Annotated in this window: 24 protein-coding genes and 1 pseudogene; 18 read left to right on the top strand and 7 right to left on the bottom strand. The window is 69.5% G+C overall.

The window, feature by feature from the left end; all coding sequences use genetic code 11:
* Positions 1 to 75: 75 nt before the first annotated feature.
* The 3 genes from FKR81_RS16565 to FKR81_RS16555 all read left to right on the top strand — a co-directional run bounded on the left by FKR81_RS16565 (position 76) and on the right by FKR81_RS16555 (position 4886).
* The gene (locus tag FKR81_RS16565) at positions 76 to 1062 is read left to right on the top strand and encodes a LacI family DNA-binding transcriptional regulator (protein WP_146352877.1); all 987 of its coding nucleotides are present in this window, start codon (positions 76 to 78) and stop codon (positions 1060 to 1062) included.
* Positions 1059 to 1991 carry a catalase family peroxidase gene (locus FKR81_RS16560; protein ID WP_146352875.1) on the top strand — a complete coding sequence of 311 codons (933 nt, stop codon included), beginning with the start codon at positions 1059 to 1061 and terminating at the stop codon, positions 1989 to 1991. The genes FKR81_RS16565 and FKR81_RS16560 overlap by 4 nt, the downstream gene beginning before the upstream one ends.
* A gap of 69 nt (positions 1992 to 2060) precedes the next feature.
* A complete protein-coding gene (locus tag FKR81_RS16555; protein WP_146352873.1) occupies positions 2061 to 4886 on the top strand; it encodes an nSTAND1 domain-containing NTPase in 2826 nt (941 codons plus the stop codon).
* Here FKR81_RS16555 and FKR81_RS16550 read toward each other — a convergent pair.
* A complete protein-coding gene (locus FKR81_RS16550; RefSeq protein ID WP_146352871.1) occupies positions 4883 to 6445 on the bottom strand; it encodes a hypothetical protein in 1563 nt (520 codons plus the stop codon). The two genes, FKR81_RS16555 and FKR81_RS16550, sit on opposite strands and share 4 nt — an antisense overlap.
* A gap of 74 nt (positions 6446 to 6519) precedes the next feature.
* On the opposite strand from FKR81_RS16550, the gene FKR81_RS16545 reads away from it, so the two are divergent.
* Positions 6520 to 7110, top strand: coding sequence for a helix-turn-helix transcriptional regulator (locus FKR81_RS16545; RefSeq protein WP_186763001.1), 591 nt, complete (start codon positions 6520 to 6522; stop codon positions 7108 to 7110).
* Positions 7107 to 7973, top strand: a complete 867-nt coding sequence (locus FKR81_RS16540; protein ID WP_146352867.1) for a helix-turn-helix transcriptional regulator — start codon at positions 7107 to 7109, stop codon at positions 7971 to 7973. The genes FKR81_RS16545 and FKR81_RS16540 overlap by 4 nt, the downstream gene beginning before the upstream one ends.
* Here FKR81_RS16540 and FKR81_RS16535 read toward each other — a convergent pair.
* Together FKR81_RS16535 and FKR81_RS45015 are read right to left on the bottom strand one after the other, a co-directional pair.
* Positions 7962 to 8618: a LysR family transcriptional regulator substrate-binding protein gene (locus tag FKR81_RS16535; RefSeq protein WP_235921596.1), complete on the bottom strand. Its 657-nt coding sequence runs from the start codon at positions 8616 to 8618 to the stop codon at positions 7962 to 7964. The two genes, FKR81_RS16540 and FKR81_RS16535, sit on opposite strands and share 12 nt — an antisense overlap.
* A 78-nt stretch (positions 8619 to 8696) precedes the next feature.
* Positions 8697 to 8867, bottom strand: a pseudogene (locus FKR81_RS45015) (LysR family transcriptional regulator); the annotation flags it as partial.
* A gap of 448 nt (positions 8868 to 9315) precedes the next feature.
* On the opposite strand from FKR81_RS45015, the gene FKR81_RS16530 reads away from it, so the two are divergent.
* Genes FKR81_RS16530 through FKR81_RS16520 form a run of 3 tightly spaced genes read left to right on the top strand, consistent with a single transcriptional unit; the run spans position 9316 to position 12352 of the window.
* On the top strand, positions 9316 to 10593 hold the full coding sequence (locus tag FKR81_RS16530) for an extracellular solute-binding protein (RefSeq protein WP_146352863.1): 1278 nt from the start codon (positions 9316 to 9318) through the stop codon (positions 10591 to 10593).
* Positions 10575 to 11540: a carbohydrate ABC transporter permease gene (locus FKR81_RS16525; RefSeq protein WP_146352861.1), complete on the top strand. Its 966-nt coding sequence runs from the start codon at positions 10575 to 10577 to the stop codon at positions 11538 to 11540. Before FKR81_RS16530 ends, FKR81_RS16525 begins: the two co-directional genes overlap by 19 nt.
* Entirely contained in the window at positions 11537 to 12352 is an 816-nt protein-coding gene (locus FKR81_RS16520; protein ID WP_146352859.1) for a carbohydrate ABC transporter permease, read from the top strand. The genes FKR81_RS16525 and FKR81_RS16520 overlap by 4 nt, the downstream gene beginning before the upstream one ends.
* Before the next feature lie 13 nt (positions 12353 to 12365).
* On the opposite strand, the gene FKR81_RS45640 is transcribed toward FKR81_RS16520, so the two are convergent.
* Positions 12366 to 12488 (bottom strand): hypothetical protein, encoded by a 123-nt coding sequence (locus FKR81_RS45640; protein WP_268891556.1) that lies wholly within the window; start codon positions 12486 to 12488, stop codon positions 12366 to 12368.
* 176 nt (positions 12489 to 12664) lie between these two features.
* On the opposite strand from FKR81_RS45640, the gene tig reads away from it, so the two are divergent.
* The 7 genes from tig to FKR81_RS16485 all read left to right on the top strand — a co-directional run bounded on the left by tig (position 12665) and on the right by FKR81_RS16485 (position 19092).
* A complete protein-coding gene (tig, locus tag FKR81_RS16515) occupies positions 12665 to 14011 on the top strand; it encodes a trigger factor (protein ID WP_146352857.1) in 1347 nt (448 codons plus the stop codon).
* Positions 14012 to 14152: 141 nt separating this feature from the next.
* Positions 14153 to 14737 (top strand): ATP-dependent Clp protease proteolytic subunit, encoded by a 585-nt coding sequence (locus FKR81_RS16510; RefSeq protein ID WP_146353067.1) that lies wholly within the window; start codon positions 14153 to 14155, stop codon positions 14735 to 14737.
* 28 nt (positions 14738 to 14765) lie between these two features.
* Positions 14766 to 15395: an ATP-dependent Clp protease proteolytic subunit gene (locus tag FKR81_RS16505; RefSeq protein ID WP_146352856.1), complete on the top strand. Its 630-nt coding sequence runs from the start codon at positions 14766 to 14768 to the stop codon at positions 15393 to 15395.
* A gap of 294 nt (positions 15396 to 15689) precedes the next feature.
* Positions 15690 to 16970, top strand: coding sequence for an ATP-dependent Clp protease ATP-binding subunit ClpX (gene clpX, locus FKR81_RS16500; RefSeq protein ID WP_146352854.1), 1281 nt, complete (start codon positions 15690 to 15692; stop codon positions 16968 to 16970).
* A gap of 4 nt (positions 16971 to 16974) precedes the next feature.
* Positions 16975 to 17553 carry an RBBP9/YdeN family alpha/beta hydrolase gene (locus FKR81_RS16495; RefSeq protein ID WP_146352852.1) on the top strand — a complete coding sequence of 193 codons (579 nt, stop codon included), beginning with the start codon at positions 16975 to 16977 and terminating at the stop codon, positions 17551 to 17553.
* A gap of 94 nt (positions 17554 to 17647) precedes the next feature.
* Positions 17648 to 17971 (top strand): PadR family transcriptional regulator, encoded by a 324-nt coding sequence (locus FKR81_RS16490; RefSeq protein WP_146352850.1) that lies wholly within the window; start codon positions 17648 to 17650, stop codon positions 17969 to 17971.
* Entirely contained in the window at positions 17968 to 19092 is a 1125-nt protein-coding gene (locus FKR81_RS16485; protein ID WP_146352848.1) for an HAAS signaling domain-containing protein, read from the top strand. The genes FKR81_RS16490 and FKR81_RS16485 overlap by 4 nt, the downstream gene beginning before the upstream one ends.
* 37 nt (positions 19093 to 19129) lie before the next feature.
* Here FKR81_RS16485 and FKR81_RS16480 read toward each other — a convergent pair whose 3' ends face one another.
* On the bottom strand, positions 19130 to 19570 hold the full coding sequence (locus FKR81_RS16480) for a MarR family winged helix-turn-helix transcriptional regulator (protein ID WP_146352846.1): 441 nt from the start codon (positions 19568 to 19570) through the stop codon (positions 19130 to 19132).
* 300 nt (positions 19571 to 19870) lie between these two features.
* Here FKR81_RS16480 and FKR81_RS16475 point away from each other — a divergent pair, with 300 nt between their 5' ends.
* Genes FKR81_RS16475 through FKR81_RS16465 form a run of 3 tightly spaced genes read left to right on the top strand, consistent with a single transcriptional unit; the run spans position 19871 to position 23819 of the window.
* Positions 19871 to 22375, top strand: coding sequence for a sensor histidine kinase (locus FKR81_RS16475; RefSeq protein ID WP_146352844.1), 2505 nt, complete (start codon positions 19871 to 19873; stop codon positions 22373 to 22375).
* A complete protein-coding gene (locus FKR81_RS16470) occupies positions 22372 to 23049 on the top strand; it encodes a response regulator (RefSeq protein ID WP_146352842.1) in 678 nt (225 codons plus the stop codon). Before FKR81_RS16475 ends, FKR81_RS16470 begins: the two co-directional genes overlap by 4 nt.
* Before the next feature lie 29 nt (positions 23050 to 23078).
* Complete coding sequence (locus FKR81_RS16465) at positions 23079 to 23819, top strand: methyltransferase domain-containing protein (RefSeq protein WP_146352840.1); 741 nt, start codon at positions 23079 to 23081, stop codon at positions 23817 to 23819.
* Here FKR81_RS16465 and FKR81_RS16460 read toward each other — a convergent pair.
* Both FKR81_RS16460 and FKR81_RS43590 read right to left on the bottom strand, forming a co-directional pair.
* A complete protein-coding gene (locus tag FKR81_RS16460; protein WP_146352838.1) occupies positions 23816 to 24253 on the bottom strand; it encodes a hypothetical protein in 438 nt (145 codons plus the stop codon). The genes FKR81_RS16465 and FKR81_RS16460 overlap by 4 nt on opposite strands.
* Positions 24254 to 24424: 171 nt before the next feature.
* Positions 24425 to 24823 (bottom strand): hypothetical protein, encoded by a 399-nt coding sequence (locus tag FKR81_RS43590; protein ID WP_186763000.1) that lies wholly within the window; start codon positions 24821 to 24823, stop codon positions 24425 to 24427.
* Positions 24824 to 24869 lie beyond the last annotated feature (46 nt).

Genomic DNA, 24869 nt, shown 5'->3' with positions numbered 1-24869 from the left:
GAACCTAGCTAAACCGGTTTATCTCCAGCTAGCCTCCGATCGTCTTGTTGTCTTTTTCCGGACAGGTGAGCAGGCGTGAAGCGCCCGACGATCAAGGACATCGCCCTGCGGTCGGGCGTGTCCAAGGGCGCGGTCTCGCTCGCCTTGAACGGACGCCCCGGCGTGTCCGACTCGACCCGCGAGCGGGTGCTGTCCGTCGCCGCGGCACTGGGGTACCGCCCGTCGTCGACCGCCCGCGCGCTGTCCGGCGCCCGCGCCGACGCCGTCGGGCTGGTGCTCGCCCGGCCGCTGGGCGCGGAGGCCTTCTTCTTCCGGCTCATCGGCGGGATACAGGCCGAGCTGCCGATGGCGCTGCTGTTGCAGGTCGTCGGGGATCTCGACGAGGAGGTCGAGCTGTACCGCCGCTGGTGGGCCGAGCACCGGGTGGACGGGGTGTTCCTCGTCGACCTGCGCGTCGACGACCCGAGGGTGGCCGTCGTCGAGGAGCTGGGGCTGCCCGCCGTGGTGATCGGCGGCGCCGGGCACCACGGGAACGTCGCCAGCGTGTGGGCCGACGACGCCAAGGCGATGACGTCCGTCGTCGAGCACCTGACCTCGCTGGGGCACCGGCGGATCGCACGGGTCGCGGGCCTGCCGTCGCTGCTGCACACCGCACGGCGTGACGCGGCCTTCCGCGCCGCGGTGCCGTCGGGGGTGATCGTGTCCGCCGACTACACCGACTCACGCGGTGCCGCGGCGACGCGCGAGCTGCTGCTCGGGGCGGAGCCGCCGACCGCGATCGTCTACGACAACGACGTGATGGCCGTCGCCGGCGTCGGCGTCGCGGCCGAGCTCGGCGTCACCGTCCCGGCCGAACTGTCCATTGTGGCCTGGGACGACTCGCCGTTGTGCCGGCTGATCCACCCGCCGCTGACCGCGTTGTCGCGCGACACGTCCGCTTTCGGCGCCCGTGCGGCACGCGCGTTGCTGGCCGTGCTCGCGGGTGCGTCGCCTATCGATACGGAGGACACGACGCCTGTGCTGGTGGCCCGTGCCAGCACCGGGCATAGTTCGCGTTCATGACCGAGCAGCAGGTCCAGCGGGCCATGCACGCCATGGAGACGGCGACCGGAACGGTGCCGGGCTTCCGGCGCGCCCATCCGCGCGGAGTCCACTTCCACGCCACTTTCACGCCGTCGGCGGAGATCGGCTCGTGGACGACGGCCGAGCACCTGCAGGGCTCGCCGGTCCCCGCGCTGGTGCGACTGTCGAACGCGGGCGGCAGCCCGTACACCCCGGACCGCCGGGGCGACAAGGGCGTGCCGCTCGGCCTGGCGATCCGCTTCGACCTCGCGTCCGGCGGGCACAGCACGTGGGCGGCGGCGAGCCTGCCGAACTTCCCGGCCCGCGACGCCGAGGACTTCATCGGCCTCACCACCGCGATCAAGCCCGGCAAGCTGTCCCCGCTGAAGGTGCTCGCGTTCCTGGCCACCCGCAGGCACCTGCTGCCCGGCGTCAAGGGCCTCAACAGCCTGATCCCGCCGCAGAGCTTCGCCACCACCCGGTTCAACGGCCTGCACGCCTACTACCTGGTGAACGCCGCGGGCGAGCGCCGTGCGTTCCGGTACAGCTGGATGCCCGAGGCCGGGATCGTCGCGCTGGGTGCCCGCGAGCGCCGTGAATGGCCGCCGCAGTACCTGATCAGCGAGATCAAGCAGCGTCCCGGCGCCGCGTGGAACCTCGTGTTCCAGCTCGCCGACCCCGGTGACCCGGTCGACGACGTCACGCAGCAGTGGCCGGACACCCGGCAGACCGTCGTCGCCGGACGGCTCGAGCTCGGCGCGTTGCACGCCGACCAGGCGTCGGTGGAGAACCTGGTCTTCGACCCGACCAACGTGGTCGCGGGCATCGAGCTGTCCGACGACCCGGTGCTGCACTTCCGCTCGCAGGTGTACGGCGAGTCGTGGAACCGCCGGACGAACGAGACCCGGCCGTCGGTCAAGCCGGAGTAGGGCAACGCCGAGCGCCGGGCCGCGTCCCAGCAAGGGCGGTGTGCAGACTGGACGCTGGGGGAACAGCACATGCCACGACGTGAACGGCCGCTCGACACCGAGGACTCCGAGCTCGGGCACTTCGCCGCCGACCTGCGGCGGCTGCGCGAGAAGGCGGGCAACCCGCCCTACCGCGACCTCGCTGTGCGCGCGCACTACTCGGCCGCCGCGCTGTCCGAGGCCGCCAACGGCAGGAAGCTGCCGAGCCTCGCCGTGACGCTCGCCTACGTCGAGGCCTGCGGTGGTGACGCCGGCGAGTGGGAGGAGCGGTGGCGGTCCATCGGGTCGCCGCCGGCGCCGGTGGACGAGTCGCCCTACGCGGGGCTGGCCGCGTTCCAGCCCGAGGACGCGGACCGGTTCTTCGGCCGGGAGAAGCTGACCGCGAAGCTGCTCGACCTCGTCGGCGCGCGGCGCTTCACCGGTGTGTTCGGTGCTTCCGGTTCCGGCAAGTCGTCATTGCTGCGGGCCGGGCTCGTGCCCCGGCTCGACCACGCGGTGGTGTTCACGCCGGGCGCGCGGCCGCTGGACGAGTGCGCCGTGCGGCTGGCGTCCGTGCTCGGTGAGTCCGCCGTGGTGCTGCGCGACGAGCTCACGGCCGACCCGGCCAACCTCGGCCTGCGGATCCGCCAGTGGAACCCGGACCTCGTGCTGGTGGTCGACCAGTTCGAGGAGGTCTTCACGCTGGCCGACCCGGCCGCTCGTGAGTGGTTCGTCCAGGCGTTGACCAGCTGCCCGCGCGTCGTGATCGGCGTGCGCGCCGACTTCTACGGCCACCTCGGCCGCCACCCCGAGCTGGTCGATGCCGTCGACGGCGGGCAGCTCATCGTCGGTCCGATGACGACCGACGAGCTGCGGCGCGCGATCACCGCACCAGCCCTGCGCGTCGGCGCCACCGTCGAGACCGCACTGGTGACCAGGCTGGTCGCCGACGTCACCGGTCAGGCCGCGGCGCTGCCACTGGTGTCGCACGCGCTGGTCGAGACGTGGGCGCGGCGGCGCGGCATGACGCTGACGCTGGCCGCCTACGAGGAGGCGGGCGGCCTCGAACACGCGGTCGCGCGGACCGCGGAGGCCGTCTTCGGCTCGCTGGCGGACGAGCAGCAAACCGTTGCACGCCAAATCTTCCTCAGGCTCATCGCGCTCGGCGAGGGCACCGAGGACACCAAGCGGCGCGTGCGGCGGGAGGGGCTCGACGCCGAGGTGCTCGACCGCCTCGCCGCCGCGCGGCTGGTCACGCTGGACCGCGACGGCGTTGAGCTCACCCACGAGGCGTTGATCCGCGGCTGGCCCCGCCTGCGCGACTGGATCGCCGAGGACCGGGCCGGGCTGCTCGTGCAGCACCGGCTCACCGAGGCCGCCGCCGCGTGGGACGCGGTCGGAGGCGATCCCGATGCTCTCTACCGCGGTGTGCGACTGGCACAGGCGCGGGACCTGCCGGACGGCTCGCTGACCGCGACCGAACGCCGCTTCCTCGAGGCGAGCATCGACCTCGACCTCGCGCGGGAAGCGGGCGTTCGCCGGCGGGCCAGGCGGATGCGCGTGCTGGTGAGCGTGTTGACGGTCCTGGTGGTGGTGCTGACGGGCACCGTCGTCTACGCGGTCAGGCTGGCCGGGGAGTCCGCTCGGCAGCACGACCGCGTGGTGGCGGGCCGAACCGTGTCGGGGCTGGCCGACCTCATCGCGTCGGATCCCGCGAAGGCCGTCCGCGTGGCGCTCGCCGCGTACACGATCGCCCCCGGCGACGACACCCGTGACGCGCTGCTCAACGCGGACGCCGCGCGGCGCAAGGCGCCGGTGGAGGTGCCCCGCGACGAGTCGAAGGTCGGCTCGGACTTCTCACCGAGCGGGCGTTTCCTCACGCGGGCAGGCGAGAAGTCCAACTGGATGTGGGACAACGCGAAGGGGCGCGACCGTTCCGAGCTCCTGCCGCGGCAGGAGCGAGCGTGGGCTCGGATCAGCGCCGACGACAAGCGGATGGTCGTGACGAACCTGGACACCTACGTCGCCCAGCTGTGGGACATCAGCGATCTCGACCGGCCGCGGCAGACGGGTGTGCTGCCGCGCCCCTTCTCCGTCGACGCCGTGAGTCGCTCCGGTGAGGTGGTGGTGGGAGCGGGCATGGTCGACTGGCCGCAGCCCCCTGGGTCGCGTGCGACGGAAAGGCCGTCGCTCGTGCGCGACTCCAAGGCGCACATCTGGGATCTCCACGATCCCCGGCAGCCACGTGAGGTCGTGCTACCACGGGAGAACGCGGGCACACCCGCGTTGCGCCCGGACGGTCGGCTGCTGGTGCTGCCGCTCAGACAGGACCACTGGACCGGCGAGACCGAGATCGAGTTCTGGCAGGTGGACACCGAGCAGCCGCAGCTGCTGAACACGATGTGGGTCAAGGACAACCTCGGCTCCGTGATGGCGTTCAGCCAGGACGGCAGGTTCATCGCGGTGCGGGACGAGCTGCGGAAGAAGATCGTGGTGTGGGACGTCGCGGATCCGCGTTCGCCGGTGCGATGGGCCGAACTGCCCGAGTCGTCCCACGTCGCGCTGCTGGTCGAGTTCGGAGGCCACCAGGTGGCCGTCGGCGCCGACTCGGAAGTGCAGGTGTGGGACGTCGAGCGCCAGGACGCGCCGGTGCTGCTCGGGTCGTTCGGTGGTCTGGTCGAACAACTGACCGCACTCGCCTACCGGCCGGCCGACGCCATGTTCGTCGGGTTGGACCGCACGGTGTCGATGTGGTCCTTCCGCACGACGGTCGACGCCGTGCGGTCGAACCTGTGCATGGAGCACGACATCGAGCTCGACGAGGTCGTCTGGGAGAGCTACTTCCCCGACGTCCGCCGACGCTCGGTGTGTCCCTAGCCGTTCACCAGCTCGTACGCGCGGAGCACGGTCTGCGTGAACTTCGCGCCGTCGGCGTTCGTCGCGCTGACCCGCAGCGACACGAAGCCGGGTGTGCGCGGTTCGCTCAGCCAGGCGTTCCCTCGCTGTCCGTTCCATCCGACGACCAGCCGCCGCCAACGTTTGCCGTCGTCATAGGAGACCTCCAGCGAGGGAACACCCGTCCGCGCGGCCCCCGGTTGAGCATCGGCGGCCAACGTCAGTTCGTGGTTGCTCCCGGCCCGGACCTGCCCGAGCGGGTTCTGCGCCCACGCGCCCGCTGCGTCGCGGCCGATGCCCGTGCGCACCACCGAGATCGGCACCGGGCCGTCACTCTTCGGTTCGAAGCTCCACTCGCTCGCCACGGTCGTCCCGTTGTGCTCACCGCTGGTCCGCAGCGCGTACCGGCCGGGCCCGGCCAGGGTGAACGTGCCGCGCCCGACCGTCTCCTCGGCGCCGATCTCCTTGCCCGCCAAGGACAGCGTGGTCTTGCCGGGACCGCCGGAGCCGAACGCGGTCGTGTACCGCTTGCCGTCGGACGGCGCGAACGGCTGCACGTCCACGGCCAGCTGGTCACCGGTGCGCGTGACGCCGTTGCCCAGCGCCACGCCCACCGGCGGCCGGAACCACGTCGACCGGCTGGCCCCCGGCCTCAGCGGCTCGTTGGTGATCGCCACGTCCGAGCCCAGCACGCGCAGGTTGAACCACGTGACGCTCGGGTCGGCGGTGTAGTACTCGACGCGCGACGAGGGCGCGGCGAGGTCGACGAACCGGTAGAACGACAGGCCGGGGATCGCCGCGGGCTTGCCGTTGTTGCCCTCCAGGCCGTCGCCCTGCCCGTAGTACGTGGTGTCGAGCCGCGCCAGCCGCGCGTCCGGCGTGTAGTAGACCGGCCGATCGGGCAGCCTGCCGTCGCTCACGTGCACCAGGTGGTAGCGGAAGCCCGGCCCGCCCAGCGTCGGCCGGTACGCGAACACCTGCCTGCCCTTCGGCGACGGCACCGCGTAGACCCGTGCGCCGGGACCGGTGAAGTAGGAGTTGGCGAAACCGGTCTCGCCCACCTTGGTGGCGATGGTGACCGAGGAGTCGACGACGGTCGCGCCCAGTCGGTCGACCTTCGCGGTGACCGGCTTCGCAGGGCGGGCGTCGACCGTCGTCTCGCCACCGGACGCCGTCACCTGGACGCGGAGGTTCGCCGCGGCGGTGAACTCGCGGACGCCGTCCGGTCCTTCGGTGATGGACAGCACGCCGACGTCGTAGACGCCCGGCTCCAGTGCTGTGGTGGCGGTACCTGTCTCGTCGAACGTGAGGAAGTCGCCGTCGCCGGTGCTGACGTTGGTCGCGTGCCCGGTCGCGTCGCCGTTCGGCTCGCCGTTGCGGTCGATCACGTGCGTGGTCAGCGTCGCGGTGGCGTTCACCGCGGTTCTGGGCGCACCGATCCGGTGCGAGTGCGGCACCACTTCGAGCTCGGCGGCCGATGCGGCCACCGCGGCGGGCGTGGTCAGTGTCAGTGCGACGACCCCCGCGAGCAGTGCGCGCATGTGGTGTCCTCCCCGCCGTTGGTGTAGACCAATCTGGAGCGACGTCCCGTGACCGCACAAGGGCAAAGGCGGACATGAGCATGAAGCTGCAGGCGTTCGGCAGGCTGCTGGCGGAGGAACACGCGCGAACCGTGCGGGAGCACGAGGCGCTGCTGGCGGCGTTCGCGGACCTGGACCTGTTGTGCCGCAGGCCTTCTGGCGCCTGTTCGCCGGACGTCACCGTGCTGGACGACGTCGTGGGCACGGCGCGCGAGTTGCATGAGAGCGCTTCCAGCGAACTGCTCGACGTGCTGCCGCCGTGGTTCCCGCCGGGTGAGCCGGTGGGCCACCGCGTGCTGCGCGACCAGCTGCCGGTGCTGCTGCGCGTCGCGGACCGCGAGGTCGTTCTGGTGGGGGAGTCGGCGGGCAGCGGACTGCTGGTCCGCTCCGGTCTCGCCCGCGGGATGGGGCAGCTGTTCGACCTGCTGTGGGACCGGGTCACCGCGTCGGTGCGCGACCAGGTGCTGCGGCTCATGGCCGCCGGCATGGACGACACCGAGGTGGCCGCCGCGACCGGCCGCAGCGTCCGCACCGTCCGCACGCACGTCGCGGCGATCATGACCGAGCTGGGCGCGGGGACCCGCCTCGCGGCGGGCGTGGCAGCCGTGCGCCGGGGGTGGCTGTGAACCCCCTGTACCGCGAGCTCGTCGTGGACGGGCCGATACCGGTGGACGTGCCGGACCCCGCGGCGCTCGCCGAGCTGGACGCGGCGGGCCTCACCACGCGCAGTCCGTGCCACCCCGGCATGGTCGTCCCGGTGCTGCCCGAGGTGGCGTGCGCCGAGCTGCTGGCCGCGTTCGCCGAGGGGCTCGCCGCCCGGCACGCCCGGTTGCGGGCGGCGCTGGCGGAGGTCGTGGCGCCGCAACCCGACGACGGTGGGCTCGTCGAGGTGCTGACCGACCCGAACGCGATCAAGCGGGCCGCGACGGAGGTGCTGGCGCACGCGCGACGCGACGCGTGCGAGTTCGCGGTGGCCACGCACTCGGAGGGGCTCACCGAGGTGGTCCCGCACGAGGCCGAGGTGTTGCCGGGCGTTCGCTACCGCGTCGTGTACGCGGCGTCGTGCCTCGGCGACCCGATCGGCAGGCAGCTCATCGGGCTGTCCCGCGCGGCGGGGGAGGAGCAGCGGTTCTTCCCCGGCTGGATGACGAGCCTGCGCATCGGTGACGACGTGGCGCTCGTCCGGCTCTCCTCGGGGGCGCTGCACGTGCGGTCGCGGTCGCTGGTCGGGTTGCTGCGCGCGTGGTTCGACCTGGTGTGGGAGCGGTCCTCGCCGTCCGACGACGACGAGAACCCGCTGACCCCGGCCGAACAGGCCGTGCTGGAACTGCAGGCGGCCGGCCACAAGGACACCGCGATCGCACGGGCGCTCGGCATCCACGTGCGCACCGTGCGCAGGCACGTCGCGAGCGTCCTCGCGCACCTCGGCGCCGACTCGCGGTTCGCGGCGGGCGTCGAGGCCGCGCGGCGCGGCTGGCTACGTCAGTGACGCCACCTGGTCGCTCACCACCTGGGCGGCGGCGGAGACGAGCGCGGTGATCGCCGGGTTGGTCGAGTTGTCCTGCCGCCACCCGAACTGCGTGTAGACGCGGAACGACGGCGACCACGGCAGCCGGACCAGCCGTCCGTCGGCGAGCTCCGCGGCCACCGAGACCTCCGGCAGCAGCGCCACGCCGAGCCCGGCCGCGACCGCGCGCTTGGCGGCGCCGATCGAGTCCAGTTCCAGCGCGGGGGAGCGGGAGTCGGCGTCGTCGAGACCGACGGACTGCTCGAACAGGTCGTGGTAGCTCGCGCCGTTCTCCGCGCGGATGACCGTGGTGCGCGACAGCTCGTCGTCGGTGATCTCCGAGCGCTGGGTCAGCACGTGGCTCGGGCCGCTCACCAGCACCAGCGGTTCCGGGCACAGGACGGTCGTCTCGAGGCCTTCGCGCGGCTCGATCGCACCGATGAAGAACGCGCAGTCCAGCTGGCCGTCGCGCACCGCGTCGAGGTTCGTGAGCGTGTTACGCGAGTGGATCGAGAGCTGAACGCTGGGGTACCGCCAGCACATGTACTCGATGAGCGGTAACAGACGGTAGTCGGTCAGGCTCTGAGCGGAACCGATGACCACTTTTCCGTGTGGTTCGCCGTTCATCGTTATGGCTTTTCGTGCTTTTTCCGTGAGGTTGATGATGTTTCGGGCGAAGGGGAGGAGCTCGACCCCCGCCGACGTCATCTGGATACCTCTGGGGAGTCTTCGGAATAAAGTTACCCCGAGTCCCTCCTCGAGTGCCTTGATGCGGGTCGTGATGGTGGGTTGAGAGCAATTGAGGGTAGCGGCCGCCTTCGTGAAGCTGCCTGTTTGTACCACGGTGGTGAACGCGAGAAGCTGGCGTGTCTCCATGCTGAGTGCCCCAACGGTGCGATGAACAGCGGTTCCTGATGCGAGGTGCTCGTCACCTGGTCAACATCGGAGTGGCACACGCAGGAGACGTAACGGAATGGCTGCCATCAGGTCATCGGCACCTTGTCTGTGGCTGTCGCTGGAAGCTCTGATGACAATGTCTCGTTCGTACGCATGACGTCGTTACCTCGAAGGCTCTTCACGTAATCCTAAGCAGTTTCGCCAGGTCCTCACGAGCGTTCCCGTTAGGCTGAACGAGTGATCTCTGGCCAATGTAACAACTGTCCGTAGCAGCTCGAATCGGCAGCGTGAGCGCCAGATAACAGATCGGATGTTTTGGGGCTGTCTCACCCCACAGGGGGCCTGAAACCCGTTGACAGTGGTCCAGACATCGGATGCAATCCACCCGGTCGTGGTGACGGGTGTCACGGACGAAGGGTTTCGGGCCATGAAAAGGTTTTCGGCGGTGGGCGCGGCGTTGTTACTCGCGGCGGGGCTCGCAGGCTGCTCGGTCAAGTCGGACACCGGGGGCACGGGCGGCGGTGAGGAGATCTCCTTCCTGACGTTCGAGACGCCCAACCTCAAGCCCGAGTACTGGGACGAGGCGATCAAGCGGGTCCAGGCGAAGAACCCCGAGATCAAGGTCAAGAAGCTGGTCGCGCCGAACACCGACCGCACCGCGTACGCCAAGCAGCTCCTGCAGTCCGGCCAGTTCCCCGACGTGATGATCGCCGTCGCGCCCGCGGGCTTCGCCGAGGCGGGCGAGCTCTACGCGTGGTCGCCGGACGAGCTGAAGGACTTCGAGTTCCCGACCGCGAACCCGGTGCGGGGCAAGTACTTCCAGCTGCCCGCCAACACCCAGACGATCCCGCCGGTCTACTACAACAAGAAGCTCTTCGCGGCCGCCGGCATCACCGCCGAGCCCAAGACGTGGCCCGAGCTGATCGCCGCCGCGGAGAAGCTGAAGGCCGCGGGCACCACGCCGTTCGTCACCGGCGGCGGCAAGGACGGCTTCGCGTCGTCGATGATCCTGGCGGGCATCGTCAGCACCGACGTCTACAGCAAGAACAAGGACTGGCTGACCCACCGGCGCGAGGACAAGGTCAAGTTCGCCGACCCGGACTTCACCGCCGCACTCGCGAAGTTCGCCGACCTCGCCGCCAAGGGCTACGTCGACAAGACCAGCCTCTCCCGCGACTACACCGCGACCGAACAGGCCTTCCTGGAGGGCAAGGGCGCGATGTACCCGATGGGCAACTGGTTCGCCGCAGCCGCGGACTCCAAGCCGCACGACTTCGACATCGGCGTCTTCAACTTCCCGACCACCGACGGCAAGCTCGTCGTCCCCGCCTACACCGGCGGCGGCATGATCGTGAACGCCAACTCGAAGAACCTGCCCGCCGCCAAGAAGTTCGCGCTCGCGTTCCAGCTCGACAAGGCGCAGCTCGACCAGTCGGTGAAGGCCGACGGCCTCATCCCGGCGATCAAGGGCTACACGCCGCCGTCCGACATGGGCGCCGTCTACCAGGCCGGCTACAAGCTCTACCAGGACGCGGTCAAGCAGAGCGCGGTCGTGCACGCGTTCCGCTGGGAGACCGCGGACGACGGCCTGCTGCCCGGCATGGCCGACAAGGTCGACCAGGCGGCGCAGGACCTGATCACCGGCCGCAAGCCGGCCGCGGAGGTCGCCGCGTTCCTCGACACGGAATGGAACAAAGCGCGTTGACGCAGCTCAAGGAGCGGGGTGCGCCGCCAGGCGTGCCCCGCGCCGCGCCGGCACCGCAGGCGAGGCGACGGCGTCACGTGTGGCCGCGCGTCTGGCACTTCCTGTCGTTCGGCGCGCCGGGTGTGCTCGTCTACGTCTGCTTCGTGCTGGCGCCGATCGGCATCTCGTTCTGGTACAGCCTCACGAACTACAACCCGTTCAACCCGCCGATCTCGTACGTCGGGTTCGACAACTACGTGTTGTTGTTCCAGGACAACGAGTTCCTCACCGCGTTGAAGATCACGTCCATCCTCACCGCGATCGTCGTGGTGGTGCCGAACGTCCTCGGGCTCGGCGTCGCGCTGCTGCTCGACCGGCCCGGCTGGCTCTACAACGCGCTGCGCAGCGTGTTCTTCACGCCGGTGATCCTCAGCTCGGTCGTGGTCAGCATCATCTGGTCGCGGCTGCTGGACAACGACGGCCCGCTCAACGCGTTCCTGCGCGTCGTCGGGCTCGACCCGCCGGGCTGGCTGTCCGACCCGGACGTCGCGATCTACTCGCTCGCGTCGATCGTCTGCTGGCAGATGCTCGGCTTCTGCGTCGTCGTGTACCTCGCCGGTCTGCAAGGCGTGCCGACGGAACTGCTGGAGGCCGCCGAGATCGACGGTGCGGGCCCGGTGCGCCGCTTCCGCGCCGTGACGTGGCCGCTGCTCGCACCCGCGCTGACGATCAACACGGTGGTGCTGCTGATCTCCGCGTTCAAGACCTACGACTACGTCAAGGTCATCACCAACGGCGGCCCCGGCGCCGGTGCCACCGCCACCATCGCGTTCAACGTGCTCGCGACCGGCTTCGACGCCAACCACGTCGGGTACGCGTCCGCGATGGCGATCGTGATGCTGCTGATCGTCGCCGTCGTGACGGCCGTCGTGCTGAAGCTGTTGCAGCGCAGGGAGGTCGACCTGTGAGGTGGGTGCGCCCGTCGGTGGCGGTGTTCGTCGGCGCGATCTTCTTCGTGCCGCTGTACCTGGTGCTGGCCAACGTCTTCAAGCAGGGCGCGCGGATCGCGTCCTCACCGATGTCGCTGCCCGTGCCGCCGACGCTCGGCAACGTCGTCGCCGTGCTGACGCGCCCGGACCAGCTGTTCTGGGTGTCGCTGACGAACAGCGTCGTCGTCACCGCGCTGTCGGTGATCGTGCTGATCGTGCTGTCCGCGATGCTCGGCCACTACCTGGCCCGCACGCGCCGGACCTGGACGCGGGTGCTGACGCTGATCTTGTTGGCGGGACTGATGATCCCGCCCCAGGTGATCCTGATCCCCATCACCGACGTGCTGCGCGTCGCCGGGCTGATGACCACCCTGCAGGGCCTGGTGCTGTTCAACGTCGGCTACTACGTGCCGTTCGGCGTGTTCGTGTTCACCGGCTTCATCCGCGGCGTGCCCGTGGAACTGGAGGAGGCCGCGGTGCTCGACGGCGCCTCGCGGACGCAGGTGTTCTGGCGCATCGTGTTCCCGCTGCTGCGGCCGGCGACGGCCAGCGTCATGATCTTCCTGGGCGTGTGGATCTGGAACGACTTCATCGACCCGCTGATCATCCTCGGACCGTCGCAGGGCACCACGATCACGACGGGCATCTACCGGTCCATCGGCCAGTACCAGGCCGACCTCGGGAGCGTGTTCGCGCTGATGGCGCTGGCGACGTTGCCGGTGCTGGTCTTCTACCTCGCGCTGCAGAAGCAGTTCGTGAAGGGCCTGACGGGTGGCGCCACCAAGGGGTGACGCCACGCGCACCTCAGTGCTGGGCGCTCGCGATGTGCTCGCGCGCGTCGCCGACGTCCTGCGCGTCGCCCTGCCAGCCTGCGGCCAGCGTGACGACCGCCGCACCGAGCGCGAGCCCGGTCAGCACCGACTTCATCCGTGACATGTGAAACCCCCAGTGATCGAAATTTCAGCCGCACGGTACCTCCGAGGCCGTTACGACTACCCCGGAACCGCCCATAGGTGGACGCCGCCTAGACTCGTCGGGAATCCGGCGCGCCTCTGTGGCGGTTCCGGCTGTTCCGCACGTCCTGTTCGTATTAGGAGTCCACGTTGAAGAGCACCGTCGAGCACCTGAGCCCGACGAGGGTCCGGATCAACGTCGAGGTGCCGTTCGACGAGCTCAAGTCGAACTTCGACCGCGCGTACCGGAAGCTCGCCAAGCAGGTGCGCATCCCTGGTTTCCGTCCCGGCAAGGCGCCCGCGCGCGTGCTGGAGAGCCGGATCGGTCGCGCCCCCGTGCTCGACGAGGTCATCCAGGAGGCCATCCCGGCCAAGTACCTGGAAGCCGTCAACAGCGGTGAGGTGCGCACGCTCGGCCGCCCCGACTTCGAGGTGACCAAGATCGAGGACGGCGAGACCCTGGCGTTCACCGCCGAGGTCGACGTGCGCCCGGAGATCACGGTCCCCGCGTTCGGTGAGCTGTCCGTCTCCGTCGACGACCAGCCGGTCACCGATGAGGACGTCGACAAGCAGCTCGACGAGCTGCGCGCCCGTTTCGGCACGCTCGCCGGCGTCCAGCGCCCCGCGCAGTCCGGTGACTTCGTCATCGTCGACCTGTCCGCCACGGTCGACGGCGAGGAGGTCGAGGAGGCCCGCACGTCCGGCCTGTCCTACGAGATCGGCTCCGGCCAGCTCGTCGAGGGCATCGACGACGCGCTCGTCGGCGCGTCCGAGGGCGAGACCAAGACGTTCACCACGACGCTCGTCGCCGGTGAGCACACCGGTCGCGACGCCGACGTCTCGGTCGTCCTCAACACGGTCAAGGAGCGTCAGCTCCCCGAGCTGGACGACGAGTTCGCGCAGCTCGCCAGCGAGTTCGACACGCTCGACGAGCTGAAGGCCGACCTGCAGACCCGGCTGGGCCGCGTCAAGAAGATGCAGCAGGGCGTCCAGGCCCGCGACAAGGTCCTCGAGGCGCTGCTGGAGACCACCGAGGTCCCGCTGCCCGAGGCGATCGTCCAGGGCGAGATCGACGCCCGCAAGCACGACGCCGTGCACGCGTTCGAGCACGACGAGAAGCGCTTCGCCGACTGGCTGGCCGAGCAGGGCCAGACCCAGGAGGAGTTCGACGAGGAGCTCCGCAAGGCCGCCGAGCAGGCCGTGAAGACCCAGCTGGTGCTGGACTCCATCGCCGACGCCGAGCAGCTGAGCGTCACCGACGCCGAACTGACCGAGCGCATCATCTACCAGGCTCAGCGCTTCGGCATCAGCCCGGACGAGTACGTCCAGCGCGCACAGCAGTCCGGCCAGCTCGGCGCGATCTTCGCCGACGTGCGCCGCGGCAAGGCGCTCGCGAGCGTCGTGCGCCAGGCCACCGTCACCGACGAGTCCGGCGCGAAGCTGGACCTCGACGAGCTGTTCGGTGAGTCCAAGCAGGACGACGCCGAGCAGGAGTAACGCCCTGAGCGAACGCAGGCGGTGTCGGGACGAAGACGCCGCCTGCTTTCGTTAGGGTCGGTAGCAGAGATTCAGTTACGCAGTCGTTCCAGTGGAGTTAGGCAGGCAACCGTGACGCAGCACTCCTTCCCTTCGCCCGAGATGCGGTCGTCGACCGCGGGGATGAACCTCACCGACTCGGTGTACGAGCGGCTGCTCCGCGAGCGGATCATCGTGCTGGGATCCCAGGTCGAAGAGGGCATCGCCAACCAGATCACCGCTCAGCTGCTGCTCCTCGCCGCTGAGGACCCCGAGAAGGACATCACCCTCTACATCAACTCGCCGGGTGGTTCGGTCACCGCCGGTATGGCCATCTTCGACACGATGCAGCTCATCGAGCCGGACGTGGCCACCTACGCGATGGGCCTCGCGGCGTCGATGGGGCAGTTCCTGCTCTCCGCCGGCGCCCCCGGCAAGCGCCACGCGCTGCCGCACGCCCGGATCCTCATGCACCAGCCGTCGGCCGGTGTCGGTGGTACCGCGGCGGACATCGCGATCCAGGCGGACATGCTGACGCGCACGAAGCGCGAGATGGCCGAACTGATCGCCGAGCACACCGGTCAGCCGGTCGAGCGGATCATCCAGGACTCGGACCGCGACCGTTGGTTCACCGCGCAGGAAGCACTGGAGTACGGCTTCGTGGACAGGGTCGTTTCCAGGGCCTCGGTGGGCAACAGCAACAACTGACCGGCCGCACACCAGTAGGAGACATCCAGTGAGCCAGTTCCACGCGCCGCAGTCCCGCTACGTGCTGCCGTCCTTCGTCGAGCGCACCAGCTACGGCATGAAGGAGTCGAACCCGTACAACAAGCTGTTCGAGGAGCGCATCATCTTCCTCGGCGTGCAGGTTGACGACGCCTCGGCCAACGACGTCATGGCCCAGCTCCTCGTGCTCGAGTCCGAGGACCCGGACCGCGACATCCTGATGTACATCAACTCGCCGGGTGGCTCGTTCACCTCGCTGATGGCCATCTACGACACGATGCAGTTCGTCCGCCCGGACATCCAGACGTACTGCCTCGGCCAGGCCGCCTCCGCGGCTGCCGTGTTGCTCGCCGCGGGCACGCCGGGCAAGCGCCACGCGCTGCCGAACGCCCGGATCCTGATCCACCAGCCCTCGATGGAGGGCGCGTACGGTCAGGTTTCCGACCTGGAGATCCAGTCCAACGAGATCCAGCGCGTTCGCAGGCTGATGGAGACCACCCTCGCGCGGCACACGAGCCGCACGGCCGACGAGGTCCGCGAGTCCATCGAGCGCGACCGGATCCTCACGGCTGAGGAGGCCAAGGACTACGGCATCGTCGACACGGTGCTGCCGTACCGCAAGCTCTCGGCCAAGTCCTGAGGGCCGAACGGTGGGGCGAGGTGTGCTCGCGAAGAGCACTCGCCTCGCCCCGCCGGCCGGTGTTCGGTGGGGACACCCCACACCCCGGGCCCCGAACGGCCCATCCGACACGCCGATCTGACCGGTTTACTGGCATCGTCGGCGTGTCGGGGGGACGCTGGTCCTCCCGCTGGGCGGGGTAGGCCAGGTACCGTCAGGAGACAGGCGGGAACCCGCACCCAGCGGGACATGCCACAGCAAGTCAGTCAGGCGCACTCAGCAGGTGTGTGCCGGAGGGGACATAGGTCAGCGGTCATGGCGCGTATCGGTGACGGCGGCGACTTGCTGAAGTGCTCTTTCTGCGGAAAGAGCCAGAAGCAGGTCAAGAAACTCATCGCCGGCCCCGGCGTTTACATCTGCGATGAGTGCATCGATCTCTGCAACGAGATCATCGAGGAAGAGCTGGCCGAAGCCGGCGACGTCAAGCTCGACGAGCTCCCCAAGCCGGCCGAGATCCACGAGTTCCTCGACCAGTACGTCATCGGCCAGTCAGACGCCAAACGTGTTCTTTCCGTTGCCGTCTACAACCACTACAAGCGCATCCAGGCGGGCGACCGCGGGCGCGAGGGCAGGGACGACGGCGTCGAGCTGGCGAAGTCCAACATCCTCATGCTCGGCCCCACCGGCTGCGGCAAGACCTATCTCGCTCAAACGCTCGCGAAGATGCTGAACGTGCCGTTCGCCATCGCCGACGCGACCGCGTTGACCGAGGCGGGCTACGTCGGTGAAGACGTCGAGAACATCCTGCTCAAGCTCATCCAGGCCGCTGACTACGACGTGAAGCGCGCCGAGACCGGGATCATCTACATCGACGAGGTCGACAAGATCGCCCGGAAGAGTGAAAACCCGTCGATCACCCGCGACGTGTCGGGTGAGGGCGTGCAGCAGGCACTGCTGAAGATCCTGGAGGGCACCACCGCATCGGTGCCTCCGCAGGGCGGCCGCAAGCACCCGCACCAGGAGTTCATCCAGATCGACACGACGAACGTCCTGTTCATCGTCGCGGGCGCCTTCGCGGGCCTCGAGAAGATCATCCAGGACCGGGTCGGCAAGCGCGGTCTCGGCTTCGGCGCCGAGGTCAGGACCAAGGCGGAGATCGACGCGTCGGACTTCTTCGCGGACTCGATGCCGGAGGACCTGATCAAGTTCGGTCTGATTCCCGAGTTCATCGGGCGTCTGCCGATGGTGGCGTCGGTCACGAACCTCGACAAGCCGTCGCTGGTGATGATCCTGACCGAGCCGAAGAACGCGCTGGTCAAGCAGTACCAGAAGCTGTTCGAGATGGACGGCGTGGAGCTCGAGTTCACCAAGACCGCACTCGAGGCCGTCGCCGACCAGGCGATCCTCCGCGGCACCGGTGCTCGCGGCCTGCGCGCGATCATGGAGGAAGTCCTGCTGCCGGTGATGTACGACATCCCCAGCCGCAGCGACGTCGCCAAGGTCGTCATCACCGAGCAGACGGTCAAGGAGAACGTGAACCCGACGATCGTGGCTCGTCAGCCCAGCCGCCGGGAGCGTCGCGAAAAGTCGGCCTAGTCCCATGTCGCTGCCGTACGTGCTCCTGCTCCACGGCCTCCACGGCTCGGGGCCGGAGCACTGGCAGAACTGGTTGGCGGGGGAACTCGCCAACCACGGGGCCCAGGTCGACTTCCCGCACTTCAGCGAGCCGGACGCACCAGACGCCCAGGTCTGGCTCGACGAGCTGACCATGCACCTCGACGCGGCCCCGTCCGATGTCGAACGGGTGGTCGTCGCTCACTCACTCGGGTGTCATTTGTGGCTGCACCACGGCGCCCGTGAGGTCTCCCGGCGCGTCGATCGGGTGCTGCTCGTCGCCCCGCCCGCGCCGGACTGCGACGACCCGCTGCTCAAGTCGTTCGTCCCGCCACCGCTCGACCCGGCCGCGGTCCGCCGCGCCGCCAAGGACACGCGCGTGGTCGTCGGCGAGGGCGACCCGTGGTGCACGCTCAACGCGGCCAAGCTCCTGGCCGAGCAACTTCGCGTCGACATCGACGTCCTACCTGGTGCGGCACACATCAACACCGACGCCGGGTACGGCTCCTGGCCCGCGGTGTTGAAGTGGGTGCGTTCCTCACGCACCCCGCTCACCCCGCGGTAGAAAATCTCGACTTCATCACGCCCTGGTCCAACGCCGTCGACAGTACTGCGGATTGCGTAGTAGTGTTCACGGCACAACAGCGGGGAGTGAGTGGATGGACACGAGTCAGCTCTTGAAGGGGGTGCTGGACCTGGCCGTCCTTGCGGTGCTGCGCAAGGAGGACGGGTACGGCTACGACGTGCTGCGCAGACTGCGCAGCGGGGGACTGAACGACGTGGGTGACGCGTCGGTCTACGGCACGCTGCGACGTCTCTACAACGCTGGTTTGCTCACCTCGTACGTGGTGCCGAGCGAAGAGGGCCCGCACCGCAAGTACTACAGCATCAACGAGCCCGGCCGGGAGCGCCTGGCTGAGTCCGGAAAGACGTGGCGGTCGTTCGCGAGCACGCTGAACGGCTTGCTCGGGGAGGTCGCATGAACACGCAGCAGTCACGGCTCGGGGCCGAGCACTACCTGGCCGGGATGCGCGCGGCACTCGCCGACCTGCCCGCGAGCGAGGTCGCCGAGATCATGGAGGACGTCGAGGCGCACGTGACGGAGGTCGCGGCCGAGCTCGGCGAGGACGAGACCCTGGAGCAGCGGCTCGGCACGCCCGAGGCGTACGCGCAGGAGCTGCGCACGGCCGCCGGCTACCCGGCGCGCACCGAGGTGATCGCGAAGCCGAACAAGCTGCCCGCCCTGTCCAAGCCGCGGATCGCCGCGTGGCTGCTCGGGGGCGCGACCGCGTTCACGCTGATCGCGGGGACGGCGCTGCTCAGGGAAGCCGGAGTGCTGCTGCTTCCCGCCGCGGCACTGGCCATCTCGTACGTGCTGGTGCGCGAGCACGGCCCGGAGCAGCGGCCGATGATGCAGCTGCCCGAGGTGCTCAAGCTGGGGGAGCTGCTCAACCAGCCCGCGGAGACGCCTGCCGGACGGGCGATCGCGTACCTGCGCTCGCTGCAGCCCGCGTGGTGGCTGCTGCGCACGGTGCTGCTCGTGGTGGCCGCGGTGCTGCTGACCAGTCGCGACCTGTTCGCGTTCCTGATCATCGCCGCGCTCGCCGCGCTCGCGTTCTACGCGGGTCCGAAGTCGAAGACCGACCGGCGCTGGCTGTGGATCACACTGCCCGCGAGCGCTCTCGCCGCGGCCACGATCCTGCAGATGATCGACGTGGCGGCCGACTCCATGAACTACGGCCGGGCGTCGAACTCGTACCCGGTGCAGGTGACGGAGCAGTACGAGAACATCTACCCGTTCGATTCGAACGGCAAGCTGCTCGAGGGCGTGCTGCTGTTCGACCAGGACGGCAACGCGATCAACGCGCAGAGGGACTATCCGTGCCCCGGCACGGAGCCGATGATCCCGAACAACAAGTACCCGAGGCCGAAGATCGACCGCAGCACGGGGGAATGTCTGACGATTCCACCGTCAGCGGCCGTTCCGCCGTCGGCTTCATCGCCGCCATCGGTTTCCGGCACGCCTTCGTCGGCGCCGCCGACTTCCGGATCGTCGGCACCGTCGTCACCACCGGCGTCGGCTTCACCGTCGCCGAGCAAGTGAAGAACTGAGGAGCGGGGCCGGTCGGGGGCCCCGCTCCTCACCTGTTTTCGGAAGGTTCGGCCAGTTGCCGCAATAGCGGCATGGCCGAACGCAGCAAATCTCTTTCGTCCGGTGAAAGTTCCGACATTCTTTCACCCAATAGCTCGGCTTCACCGTGAGCAAGCGACATGATGGTGTCGCGACCGAGTTCGGTCAAAGCGACGATGGTTGCCCTTCCATCGGCCGCGTCGGGTTCTCTGCGGACGAGTCCGCTGGACTCCAGGCTGGTCACGACGGTGGTCGCAGTCGGCTGCGAGCACAGTGCGCGCACCGCGATCTCACCGATCCGCATGGGACCGTGAGCGCTCAGCTCGGAGAGAACCAATAACTGAGTGGGCTGCAAACGACGGGCCGGAGCGGCCTGTCGAAGACTTCGCACCAGCCGGTGCACGGCGACCACGAGTTGCAGAGCTTCGTGGTTGGTGACGGTGGTGGGCATCGTTTCTCCGCACGCGCATGTGATTGTCCAAATTAGGACACGAACCTTGGAACTTTCCCTTATTTACGCTCCGCGCGCTATCCGCCAACTGCCGATCGCCTGATTGGACGCTCAGTGGACCAGCGAGGGGAGAGGAACGTCACGGCCTGCGTCAGATAGCCACAAATGGCCAGGTAAACGGCGTAAAGGCCGCGTTCGGGCAACCCGATCGGCGGTATCCGTGGTCCATGGTGGTGAAGTGACAGGAGCACTCGATGCGGCTGATCGGGCTACTCCGGGTGCGGCGGGCACACTGATCACGTGAATGCCAAACCGAGACGTGGCGAGCTGCGCATCTACCTGGGCGCCGCACCGGGCGTTGGCAAGACCTTCGCCGCGCTCGGGGAGGCGCACCGGCGGAGAGAACGCGGCACGGACGTCGTCGTCGGGCTGGTCGAGACGCACGGCCGGGAGAAGACGGCGCAGCTGCTCGACGGGCTGGAGGTCGTGCCGCCGAGGCACGCACGGCACCGCGGCGTCGAGCTGACCGAGCTGGACGTCGACGCCGTGCTGGCCCGCGCGCCCGAGGTGGCGGTCGTCGACGAGCTCGCGCACACCAACGTCCCCGGCAGCCGCAACGACAAGCGCTGGCAGGACGTCGAGGAGCTGCTGGAAGCGGGCATCGACGTGCTGTCCACGGTCAACGTGCAGCACCTCGAGTCGTTGAACGACGTGGTGGAGCGGATCACCGGGGTGCGGCAGCGCGAGACCGTGCCGGACGAGGTGGTGCGCCGCGCCGAGCAGGTCGAGCTGGTCGACATCACGCCAGAGGCGCTGCGGCGCAGGCTCGCGCACGGCAACGTCTACGCGGCGAGCAAGATCGACGCCGCACTCGGCAACTACTTCCGCGTCGGCAACCTCACCGCATTGCGCGAGCTGGCACTGCTGTGGGTCGCGGACCAGGTCGACGTCGCACTGCAGCGGTACCGCTCCGAGCAGCAGATCACCGAGACGTGGGAGACGCGCGAACGCGTGGTCGTCGCGATCACCGGCGGCGGGGAGAGCGAGACGCTGATCCGCAGGGCCCGGCGCATCGCCACCCGAGCGGGTGGCGACCTGCTGGTGCTGCACGTGCTGCGCGGTGACGGTCTCGCCGGCGCCGATCCGCAGGCGGTCGCGCGGGCGCGCAAGCTCGCCGAGGACCTCGGTGCGACGTTCCACACCGTCGTCGGCGACGACGTGCCCACCGCTCTGCTGGAGTTCGCCCGCGGCGTGAACGCCACGCAGCTCGTGCTCGGGACGTCGCGGCGGTCGCGGTTCGCGCGGGTGTTCACCGAGGGCATCGGTTCCGCCGTCGTGCAGGACTCCGGCTCGATCGACGTGCACATGGTCACGCACGACGAGGCGGTGGCCCGCTGGCGCGGGCGGTTCGCCGGAAGTCCGCTGAAGCGGTCGCGCCTGTGGCTGGGGTGGGCGCTGGCCGTGGTGGGACCCGCGCTGGTGACGTTGTTCGGGGTGCTGGAACGCGACCAGCTGATCATGTCCACGAACGTCGTCGGCTACCTGCTGGTGACGCTCCTCGTCGCGATCGCGGGCGGGCTCGGTCCCGCGCTGGCGACGGCGTTGCTGAGCGCACTGCTGCTCAACTTCTACTTCACCGAGCCCTTCTACACGTTGACGATCGACGCGCAGCAGAACGTGGTGACGCTGGTCGCGATGCTCGTCGTCGGGGTGTCGACGGCACTCGTGGTCGACCGGGCGGCGCGGCTCGCGACGCAGGCGGCGCGGGCGCGCACCGAGGCGACGCTGCTCGCGTCGTACGCGCGGACCGTGCTGACCGGCCCGTATCCGCTGGCGCGCCTGCTGGAGAACGTGCGGGAGAACTTCGGGCTGTCGTCGGTGGCGTTGCTGGAACGCGCGGACGGGCAGTGGACGCGGGTGGCGTGCGTCGGCCCGCGGCCGTGCGCCGAACCGGAGGACGCGGACGTGGACGTCGCGGTGACGCCGGACGTGCACCTCGCGCTGCGCGGGCGTGCGCTGCCCGCGGCCGACCGCGGCGTGCTGGAGGCGGCGGCCGGGCAGGCGCTGCTCGCGTTGCGGCAGCAGCGGATGGCGGAGCAGACCTCGGACGCGGAGCGCAGGGCGTCGCGCAACGAGCTGCGCACCGCGCTGCTCTCGGCCGTCGGCCACGACCTGCGCACACCGCTGACGTCGATCAAGGCGGCGGTCGGCAGCCTGCGCGACCCCGAGCTTCAGCTGTCCGATTCCGACACCGGTGAGCTGCTGGAAACCGTCGAGGAGTCAGCGGACCGGCTGACCGGCCTGGTGGACAACCTGCTCGACTCGTCGCGCCTCGCGACCGGCGCCGTGCAGCCGCTGTTCCGCGCGGTCGGCTACTACGAGGTGGTCGCGCTCGCGCTCCGTGGAATCAATTGGGCGGGACTCGCGCCGGTCGAGGTCGAAGTGCCGGAGGACCTGGAGCCGATCCGGGCCGACATCGGCCTGCTGGAACGGGTCGTCGCGAACGTCGTGGACAACGCGCTGCGCTACGGCGAGCGGGTCTCCGTGCGAGCGTCTGAGCACGCGTCGTTCGTCGAGCTGCGGGTCGTCGACCACGGCCGCGGCCTGCCGCGCGGCGCGGCGGACGAGATCTTCGCCCCGTTCCAGCGCCTCGGCGACCGCGACGCCACCACCGGCGTGGGGCTGGGGCTGAGCGTGGCGAAGGGGTTCACCGAGGCCATGGGCGGCACGATCAGGGCCGAGGACACACCGGGCGGCGGGCTGACGCTCGTCATCTCGATGCCCGCGTACGAGGAGAGCGAATGACGACGGTCCTGGTGGTCGACGACGAGCCGCAGATCGTCCGCGCACTGCGGATCAACCTGTCCGCGCGCGGCTACGACGTGCTCACCGCGCACTCCGGTGCGGAGGCACTCCGGCTCGCCGCCGACGGCAAGCCTGACGTCGTGGTGCTCGACCTGGGCCTGCCGGACGTCGACGGCACCGAGGTGATCGCCGGCCTGCGCGGCTGGACGTCCGTGCCGATCATCGTGCTGTCCGCGCGCACCGACTCGGCGGACAAGGTCGAGGCGCTCGACGCGGGCGCGGACGACTACGTGACCAAACCGTTCGGCATGGACGAACTGCTGGCGCGACTGCGCGCCGCCGTCCGCCGCTCGGCCGTGACCCCCGAGGACGAGCCGATCGTGGAGACGGCGTCGTTCACCGTCGACCTGGCGGCGAAGAAGGTGCTGCGGGACGGCACCGAGGTGCACCTGACGCCCACCGAGTGGGGTCTGCTGGAGATGCTGGCCCGCAACCGGGGCAAGCTCGTCGCGCAGAAGCAGCTGCTCCAGGAGGTGTGGGGGCCCTCGTACGCGAAGGAGACCCACTACCTGCGCGTTTATCTCGCGCAGCTGCGCCGCAAGCTGGAACCCGATCCCGCGCACCCACGGCACCTGCTCACCGAGCCGGGCATGGGCTACCGCTTCGAGCCGTGAGGGTGCACAGGATCTCCACACGGCCGTGCTTGTCTGACTCATGGACACGATCAATCACGTACCTGGACACCGTCGCCGGCTGCTCCGGCGCCGACTACAAGCGGGGCGTCCGGTTCGCGCTCGACCTGCGCCCCGGCCAGACCGTGCTCGACGTGGGCTGCGGGCCCGGCACCGACCTCGGCGACCTGGTGACCCGCGGCGGCACGGTCATCGGCGTCGACCGCGACCCCGTGATGGTGCTCGAGGCGCGCGACCGCCACCCGCACGCCGACGTGCGCGAATGCGACGCGCACGCACTGCCGCTCGCCGACGGCACCGTCGACCGGGTCCGCGTCGACCGGATGCTGCACCAGGTCGACGACCCGCGTCAGGTGCTGGCCGAGGTGCGCAGGGTGCTGAAGCCCGGTGGCATCGCGGTGGTGGCGCAGCCGGACTGGGACACGCTCGTCGTCGACCCCGGTGACGTCGAGGTCAACCGGGCGCTCACCCGGTACATCGGCGCCTCGATCCAGCGGCACTCGACCGTGGGACGCGCGGTGCCGCGGATCGGCGCGGAGGTCGGCTTCGAGGTGCTGGACGTGACCACGACGGCTCCGGTGTTCCGCGACCACGCCGAGGCCGAGATGGTGCTAGGGCTCGGCCGGAACGCGATCCGCGCGGCTCAGGCGGGCCTGATCGACGAGAAGGCCGCGAGGCGGTGGGTCTCCGAGCTGGAGACCGGTCCGTTCCTCGCGACTTTCACGATCTTCACGGTCGTCTTGCAGGCCTAGGGCTTGCTGGGGCCTGAAGGAGTCGTCGTGGTCGTCGTCGTGGTGGTGCTGGACGACGACGTGGGCTCCGGGGGAGTCCACGACGACGGCGGGTTGCTCTGCGGAGTCGTCGTCAAGACGGGCGGCTCGTGAGCGGGGGGCTTGTTGTTGTCGTCCTGCGCGGGCGGCTGGTCCTGCGGCTTCTGCGCGTCCGGGCGGGCCAGCTGCCTGCGGTCGACGCTGGGCGGCTGGCTCGACGAGGACGTGGAGACCGTGACGAGCACGGTCGACGTGCTGCCGTCCGGTGCCACGCTGGTCGACGTGAACGTCTGCACGACGTCCGCCTTCGGCTGGGGGTTCGCCTGCTGACCGCCGCTCGCGAGCATCGACGCGAGCGTCGCGAACAGCGTGGCGACGACGACGCCACCCGCTGCCAGCAGGACGACCGTAGACACCTTCTTCTTCGGTTGAGAAGGTGACTGCGGATGATCTTCCTCGAACACACCATCTCCTCGTGGGAAACCCGGTCGGATGGCCTTGCGTTCGAGTTATCGGCGTGAGTGGACGACTACCTTCAGTTGCGCCACTCGTTCGTGTGACCGTGTGTCACAACACGGTGACGCGCGTCACCCAGCGGGGTCCGGCGTCGTTGTCGACGGCTCGGTCGTCGTGGTGGTCGTCGTAGTCGTGGTGGTAGTAGTCGTCGTGGTCTTGGTCGGCCGCGTCGGCTCGGTCGGCTGCGTGGGCTCCTCGGTCGTCACCGTGGTGGTGGTCCCGTCGGGCCGGGTGATCGTGGTGACCTTCGTCGTCTTCTTCGGCGTCGTGGTCGTCGCGCCGGTGGTCGTCGTGGTGGTCGTCTCGGTCACCGAGGACGATCCGGGGACGCTGGAGGACGACGCCGACGGGAACACGAGCTTGTCCCTGTTGACGACGTCCTTGCGCGGCTGCGGAGCGGCGCTGTCCGCGGACCCGGCCGCGAGCGACGCGACGGCGGCGAAGACGGTCGCCACCACGACGCCGGACACGGCGAGGACAACCTGGGGCGCTCCGCGGAATCGGGAGCGCGCGTCA

This window comes from Lentzea tibetensis (assembly GCF_007845675.1).
GTDB classification, from domain to species: Bacteria; Actinomycetota; Actinomycetes; order Mycobacteriales; family Pseudonocardiaceae; genus Lentzea; species Lentzea tibetensis.
This window is presented reverse-complemented; position numbering and strand designations above follow the sequence as displayed.

Coding starts and splice junctions, on each gene's coding strand:
- FKR81_RS16485 (WP_146352848.1), top strand. CDS start 17,968: ATGAACACGCAGCAGTCACGGCTCGGGGCCGAGCACTACCTGGCCGGG.
- FKR81_RS16470 (WP_146352842.1), top strand. CDS start 22,372: ATGACGACGGTCCTGGTGGTCGACGACGAGCCGCAGATCGTCCGCGCA.
- FKR81_RS45640 (WP_268891556.1), bottom strand. CDS start 12,488: ATGAAGTCGGTGCTGACCGGGCTCGCGCTCGGTGCGGCGGTCGTCACG.
- clpX (WP_146352854.1), top strand. CDS start 15,690: ATGGCGCGTATCGGTGACGGCGGCGACTTGCTGAAGTGCTCTTTCTGC.
- FKR81_RS16545 (WP_186763001.1), top strand. CDS start 6,520: ATGAGCATGAAGCTGCAGGCGTTCGGCAGGCTGCTGGCGGAGGAACAC.
- FKR81_RS16480 (WP_146352846.1), bottom strand. CDS start 19,570: ATGCCCACCACCGTCACCAACCACGAAGCTCTGCAACTCGTGGTCGCC.
- FKR81_RS16555 (WP_146352873.1), top strand. CDS start 2,061: ATGCCACGACGTGAACGGCCGCTCGACACCGAGGACTCCGAGCTCGGG.
- FKR81_RS16550 (WP_146352871.1), bottom strand. CDS start 6,445: ATGCGCGCACTGCTCGCGGGGGTCGTCGCACTGACACTGACCACGCCC.
- FKR81_RS16530 (WP_146352863.1), top strand. CDS start 9,316: ATGAAAAGGTTTTCGGCGGTGGGCGCGGCGTTGTTACTCGCGGCGGGG.
- FKR81_RS16495 (WP_146352852.1), top strand. CDS start 16,975: ATGTCGCTGCCGTACGTGCTCCTGCTCCACGGCCTCCACGGCTCGGGG.
- FKR81_RS16510 (WP_146353067.1), top strand. CDS start 14,153: ATGCGGTCGTCGACCGCGGGGATGAACCTCACCGACTCGGTGTACGAG.
- FKR81_RS16560 (WP_146352875.1), top strand. CDS start 1,059: ATGACCGAGCAGCAGGTCCAGCGGGCCATGCACGCCATGGAGACGGCG.
- FKR81_RS16525 (WP_146352861.1), top strand. CDS start 10,575: ATGGAACAAAGCGCGTTGACGCAGCTCAAGGAGCGGGGTGCGCCGCCA.
- FKR81_RS16490 (WP_146352850.1), top strand. CDS start 17,648: ATGGACACGAGTCAGCTCTTGAAGGGGGTGCTGGACCTGGCCGTCCTT.
- FKR81_RS16535 (WP_235921596.1), bottom strand. CDS start 8,618: ATGAACGGCGAACCACACGGAAAAGTGGTCATCGGTTCCGCTCAGAGC.